Below are 6,044 nucleotides of genomic sequence, written 5' to 3'. Positions count from 1 at the left end.
GCCGGGTCACCGGTCGCCGAGTCGAGCGCCTCGCGCAGCATCCGCACCTGGTCGAAGCCGCCCCGGCTGGCCGACCCCCGGCGCCGGCTGCGGCTGGGCACCGTGCTCACCCTGACGCTCTTCGCCGTCATCGGCATCCGGCTGGTGGTCCTCCAGGCCGTGGAGACTCCGGCGTACGCCGGCGGTGGTCTCGCCGACCGGCTGCGCACCGTCACGCTGCCGGCGGCGCGCGGCGCCATCTACGACCGGTCCGGCGCCCCGCTGGCGCACAGCGTCGAGGCGCGCTACGTCTACGCCGACCCCACCCAGGTCAAGGACCAGCAGGCCACCGCCAGGGCGCTCTCCCCGCTGCTCGGCATGCCGGCCTCGGAGCTGGCCGAGAAGATGAAGCCCCGCAAGCGGGTCAACGGCGTCGACTCGCAGTTCGAATACCTGGCCCGGGGGGTGGACATCGACCGGGCCCGGAAGATCACAGGGCTGGAGCTGCCCGGCATCTACACCCACCGCGACGAGCGCCGCGAGGTGCCCGGCGGCGACCTCGCGGCCAACCTGCTCGGCTTCACCAGCCAGGACATGGTCGGGCTGGAGGGGCTGGAGGCCCGCTACGACGACGTGCTGCGCGGCAAGGACGGCAAGCGGGTCTACGAGGTCGGCCTCGGCGACCTGGCCGCCCCGATCCCCGGCGGCTACAGCGAGACGACGAAGGCCAGGCCGGGCAGCTCGCTCCAGCTCACCGTCGACCGCGACCTGCAGTTCATGGTGCAGCGGATGCTGAGCCGGCACATGGCGCAGAGCAAGGGCAGCACCGGCGCCGCCGTGGTGATCGAGGTCCCCTCCGGCGAGGTGCTGGCCCAGGCCAGCCACCCCACCTACAACGCGGCGAAGCCCACGCCGAGCGACCCGAAGGACCGGGAGGACGCGGCCACCAGCTTCGTGGTCGACCCCGGCTCGGTGCACAAGGCGATCACCTTCGGCGCCGCGCTCCAGGAGCGCGTGATCACCCCCGACACGACGCTGCCGATCGCCAACAGCATCAAGATGGGCGGCGTCTGGTTCAGCGACACGCACAAGGCGCACGGAAAGCAGATGAGCCTGCCCGGCATGATGGCGTACTCGTCAAACGTCGGCACCATCCAGATCGCGGACAAGCTCGGCCCGGAGCGGCTCATCGACTACCAGAAGCGCTTCGGCCTCGGGGAGCCGACGCGGGTGGGCATGCCCGGCGAGGCCAGCGGGCGGCTGCTGCCGCTCGACGAGTGGAGCGGGTCGTCGTACGGGTCGGTGCCGATCGGGCACAGCGTGGACGCCACGCCGCTGCAGATGGCCGCCGTCTACGCGACGATCGCCAACAACGGCACGTACGTGCAGCCGCGCCTGGTCAAGGAGGTGATCGGGCCGGACGGGAAGCGTACGCCGACCGACCCTCCGGTCACCCGGTCGGTGCTCAGCCCGGAGAACGCCGCCGCGCTGCGGACCATCCTGGAGGCGGTCACCACTGTCGAGGACGGGACCGGCAGGGCCGCGGCGATCCCCGAGTGGCGGGTCGCCGGCAAGACCGGCACCGGCTGGCGGCTGGTCGACGGGCGTAAGCAGCTCGGCGAGGTGGCCTCGTTCATCGGGATGGCCCCGGCCGAGAAGCCGCGCTACGTGATCGCGGTCTTCGCGCACACCCCCTCGGGCGGGGGCGGGGACATCGCGGCCCCCGCGTTCCGGGACATGATGCAGTTCACGCTGCGTCACTACGGGGTGCCGCCGAGTGGGGAGAAGGCCCCGAAGTTCACGGTCTATCCGCGTTGAGCGGCCACGCCGCGACATCATCGGTGAGTGCGGACGAACCACCGGGGCGGCAGTGCGGCCGGAACCGGACGACCGGGTAGGGTCTGACGCCGTGCCCGGCAATCCTCGTCCCCGTACCGTGATCGGTGTCCGGCTCGGCGACCTCGCCGCCCGGCTCGCCGTCGAGCCCCCGGAGGGCGCCGCCGAGCTGGCGGTGACCGGGGTGACCCACGCCAGCCAGGAGGTCCGTCCCGGCGACCTGTACGCGGCCCTGCCGGGCGCCCGCCGGCACGGTGCGGAGTTCGCCGCCGGTGCGGCGGCCGCCGGCGCGGTGGCCGTGCTGACCGACCCGGCGGGCGCCGACGCGGCGGCCGAGGCGGGCCTGCCGGCGCTTGTGGTGTCCGACCCGCGCGCCGCGCTGGGCACCCTCGCCGCCGCCGTCTACGGCGACCCGACCGAGGGACTGACGGTGATCGGGGTGACCGGGACGGCCGGCAAGACCTCGACGGCCTACCTGGTCGAGTCCGGCCTGCGCGCCGCCGGCCACACCACCGGCCTGATCGGCACCGTCGAGACCCGCCTCGGCGACCTGGCGATCGACAGCGTGCGCACCACGCCCGAGGCCACCGACCTGCACGCCATGCTGGCCGCCGCCCGCGAGCGCGGCGTCACCGCAGTGGTCATGGAGGTCTCCAGCCACGCCCTGGCGATGGGCCGGGTCGGCGGGGTCCGGTTCACCGTTGGCGGCTACACCAACTTCGGCTCCGACCACCTGGACTTCCACGCCGACACGGCGGACTACTTCGCCGCGAAGGCGCAGCTGTTCGACGGGCGCTGCGCGGTGGAGGTGCTCAACCACGACGACCCGGCGCTGAAGTCGCTGTACCGCCCGGCGACGGTCACCTACTCGGCGGCCGGCGACCCGAGCGCCACCTGGTGGGCCGACGAGGTCGGCGGCGAGGGCTACGCGCAGCGGTTCACCGCGCACGGCCCCGACGGGCTGACCGTGGCGGCCGGCGTGGCGCTGCCGGGCCGGCACAACGTGGCCAACGCCCTGCTGGCGATCGCCGTGCTGGTTGCCGCCGGGGTGGACCCGGAGACCGCCGCCGCCGGGGTCGCCGCGTGCGGCGGGGTCCCCGGCCGGCTGGAGCTGGTGAACGCCCCCGGCCCGGTCCGGGGCGTGGTCGACTACGCGCACAAGGCGGACGCGATCGTCGCCGCGCTGGCGGCGCTGCGGGAGCTCAGCGCGGGCCGGCTGATCTGCGTGATCGGTGCCGGCGGGGACCGGGACCGGGGCAAGCGGCCGGTGATGGGCGCCGCCGCGGCGGAGGGAGCCGACGTGGTGCTGGTGACCGACGACAACCCGCGCACCGAGGATCCGGCGGCGATCCGGGCCGAGGTGCTCGCCGGCGCCCGGCGCGCCGGCACGACGGCCCGCGTGGAGGAGGTGGCCGACCGCCGGACGGCGATCGACGCGGCGGTCCGGCTGGCCGAGCCGGGCGACGTGGTCGCGGTGCTCGGCAAGGGCCACGAGCGCGGGCAGGAGGTCGGTGGCGAGGTGTATCCGTTCGACGACCGTACCGAGCTGGCCGACGCGTTGCGCGCCCGCTTCGCCGACCCGGCGGGTCAGCGGTGATCCCGCTCAGCCTGGCCGAGGTCGCCTCGGCGGTCGACGGGCGGCTGGCCGGCGCCGACCCGCAGGCCCGGGTCACCGGCCCGGTCGAGTTCGACTCGCGCAAGGTGCGCCCGGGTGCGCTCTTCGTCGCCTTCCCGGGCGAGAAGGTGGACGGGCACGACTACGCCGCGGGCGCGGTGGCGGCCGGCGCGGTGGCCGTACTCGGCACCCGGGAGGTGCCCGGCGTGCCGATGGTGCTTGTCGACGACGCGCTGGCCGCGCTGGGCCGGCTGGCCCGTGCGGTGGTCGACCGGCTGCCCGGGCTCACCGTCGTCGGGTTGACCGGCTCGTCGGGCAAGACCACCACCAAGGACCTGATCGCGCAGCTCACGGCGCGGCTCGGCCCGACCGTCGCCCCGCCCGGGTCGTTCAACAACGAGCTGGGGCACCCGTACACGGCGTTGCAGGCCGGGCCCGAGACCCGCTACCTGGTGATGGAGAAGGGCGCCCGGGGAGTGGGGCACGTGCGCTACCTCTGCGACGTGGTGCCGCCCCGGATCTCCGTGGTGCTCAACGTCGGGGTGGCGCACATCGGCGAGTTCGGCTCGGTGGAGACGATCGCGCTGGCGAAGGGCGAACTGGTCGAGGCGCTGCCCGCCGACGGCCTGGCCGTGCTGAACGCCGACGACCCGCTGGTCGACGCGATGGCCTCGCGCACGGTCGCCCGGGTGGTCCGCTACGGCGAGGCGGCACACGCCGACGTGCGGGCCGAGGACGTGACGCTGGACGACCGGGGGCGGCCCGCGTACACCCTGGTCACCCCGGAGGGGACCGCGCCGGTGCGGCTCGGGCTGACCGGCCGGCACCAGGTGTCCAACTCGCTCGCCGCCGCCGCGGTGGCCCGCGAGCTGGGCATGCCGCTGGCCGAGCTGGCCATCGCGCTGGGCGCCATGGGGCTGGTCTCCACCCGTCGGATGGACGTCTTCGAACGCGCCGACGGGGTGACCGTGATCGACGACTCGTACAACGCCAACCCCGCCTCGATGGCGGTCGCGCTGCGCGCGCTGACCGGCATCGGGCGGGAGCGGCGCACCGTCGCGGTGCTCGGCTACATGGCCGAGCTGGGTCCCTTCGAACGCGACGGGCACGCCGAGGTCGGCCGGCTCGCGGCCGAACTGGGCGTCGACCGGCTGCTCGTGGTGGGCGAGCCGGCCGCGCCGATCCACGAAGGCGCGACATCGGTAGGTGACTGGGGAGGAGAGTCGGTGCTGCTCACCGATCAGGCGGCGGCCGTCGAGGTGCTGCGGAGCGAACTACGGCCGGGCGACGTCGTCCTGGTGAAGGGCTCCCGGTACCGCACCTGGGAGGTGGCCGACGCGCTGCGCGCGGACGCCGCCGGCAACGGATCCGATCCGACGGCGACGGGGGGCGGCGCCGCATGAGGGCGGTCATCGTCGCCATCGGGGTGGCCTTCCTGGTCTCGCTGCTCGCCACCCCGATCGCGATCAAGGTGTTCGCCCGGCTGAAGGCCGGCCAGCCGATCCGGTCGAACCTCGGGCTCGCCAGCAACGAGGGCAAGAAGGGCACGCCGACGATGGGCGGCGTGGTGTTCATCCTGGCCACGGTCATCGCGTACGTGGCCGGGCACCTGGCGCTGACGACCCTGCCGGACGCGCAGATCGCCCAGGTCGAGCCGACGATCACCGCGCTGGTGCTGCTGGGGCTGATGGTCTTCTCCGGCGCGGTCGGCTTCATCGACGACTTCCTCAAGGTGCGCAAGCGGCACAGCGGCGGGCTCAACAAGCGGGGCAAGCTGCTTGGGCAGATCCTGGTCGGCGCGGTCTTCGGCGTCGTGGCGCTCTACTTCCCGAGCACCATGACCGACGCCTCGGGCGCGCAGACCAACACCGAGACCGTGGGCAGCACGACGCTCAGCTTCATCCGGGACATTCCGGCGCTCGACATCACCAAGATCGGCGCGGTGGTCCTCTTCATCTTCGTGGTGATGGCCGCGACCAACGGCGTCAACCTCACCGACGGCCTCGACGGCCTGGCCACCGGTGCCTCGGTGATGGTCCTCGCCGCGTACGCGCTGATCGCGTTCTGGCAGTACCGGCACTGGTGCGCCGACCCGAACTACACCCAGGACTACTGCTACGCCGTCCGGGACCCGCTGGAGATCGCGCTGATCGCCGGTGCGGCGGCCGGGGCCTGCGTGGGCTTCCTGTGGTGGAACACCTCGCCGGCGCGGATCTTCATGGGCGACACGGGCGCGCTGGGCCTCGGCGGCCTGATCGCCGGCATGGCGATGTCCACCCGGACGATCCTGCTGCTGCCGATCATCGGCGGCCTCTTCGTGATCATCACGATGTCCCTGGTGATCCAGATCATCTCGTTCCGCACCACCGGCAAGCGGGTGTTCCGGATGTCGCCGCTGCATCACCACTTCGAGCTCGCCGGCTGGAGCGAGGTCAACATCGTGGTCCGCTTCTGGATCATCGCCGGCATCGGCGTGGCCATCGCGCTGGGCCTGTTCTACAGCGAGTTCCTCGCGAACATGACCTGAGCCGGCCGGCAGTTTCCGCCGCGGGGCCCGGGTGGCGTCGGCCAGCAGTTCCACCGGCACGAGTTGGCGGATCAGGCCGCTGAGCAC

4 protein-coding genes are annotated in these 6,044 nt (G+C 73.5%); all 4 read left to right on the top strand.

The features are described from left to right. Positions 1–39: 39 nt before the first annotated feature. From AB0B83_RS29705 to mraY, 4 genes are read left to right on the top strand one after another with little or no spacing between them, the layout of a single operon-like run. Complete coding sequence (locus AB0B83_RS29705) at positions 40–1,797, top strand: penicillin-binding protein 2 (RefSeq protein ID WP_357580944.1); 1,758 nt, start codon at positions 40–42, stop codon at positions 1,795–1,797. Between the two features lie 52 nt (positions 1,798–1,849). Next, entirely contained in the window at positions 1,850–3,412 is a 1,563-nt protein-coding gene (locus AB0B83_RS29700; RefSeq protein ID WP_357580943.1) for a UDP-N-acetylmuramoyl-L-alanyl-D-glutamate--2,6-diaminopimelate ligase, read from the top strand. After that, positions 3,409–4,833, top strand: coding sequence for a UDP-N-acetylmuramoyl-tripeptide--D-alanyl-D-alanine ligase (gene murF, locus AB0B83_RS29695; protein WP_357580942.1), 1,425 nt, complete (start codon positions 3,409–3,411; stop codon positions 4,831–4,833). The genes AB0B83_RS29700 and murF overlap by 4 nt, the downstream gene beginning before the upstream one ends. Then, the gene (gene mraY, locus AB0B83_RS29690) at positions 4,830–5,957 is read left to right on the top strand and encodes a phospho-N-acetylmuramoyl-pentapeptide-transferase (protein WP_357580941.1); all 1,128 of its coding nucleotides are present in this window, start codon (positions 4,830–4,832) and stop codon (positions 5,955–5,957) included. The genes murF and mraY overlap by 4 nt, the downstream gene beginning before the upstream one ends. Positions 5,958–6,044 lie beyond the last annotated feature (87 nt).

This window comes from Micromonospora sp. NPDC049060, assembly GCF_040649055.1.
GTDB lineage: Bacteria > Actinomycetota > Actinomycetes > Mycobacteriales > Micromonosporaceae > Micromonospora > Micromonospora reichwaldensis.
Note: the sequence above shows the minus strand (reverse complement) of the source record. Positions and strands in the feature narration are given on the sequence as shown.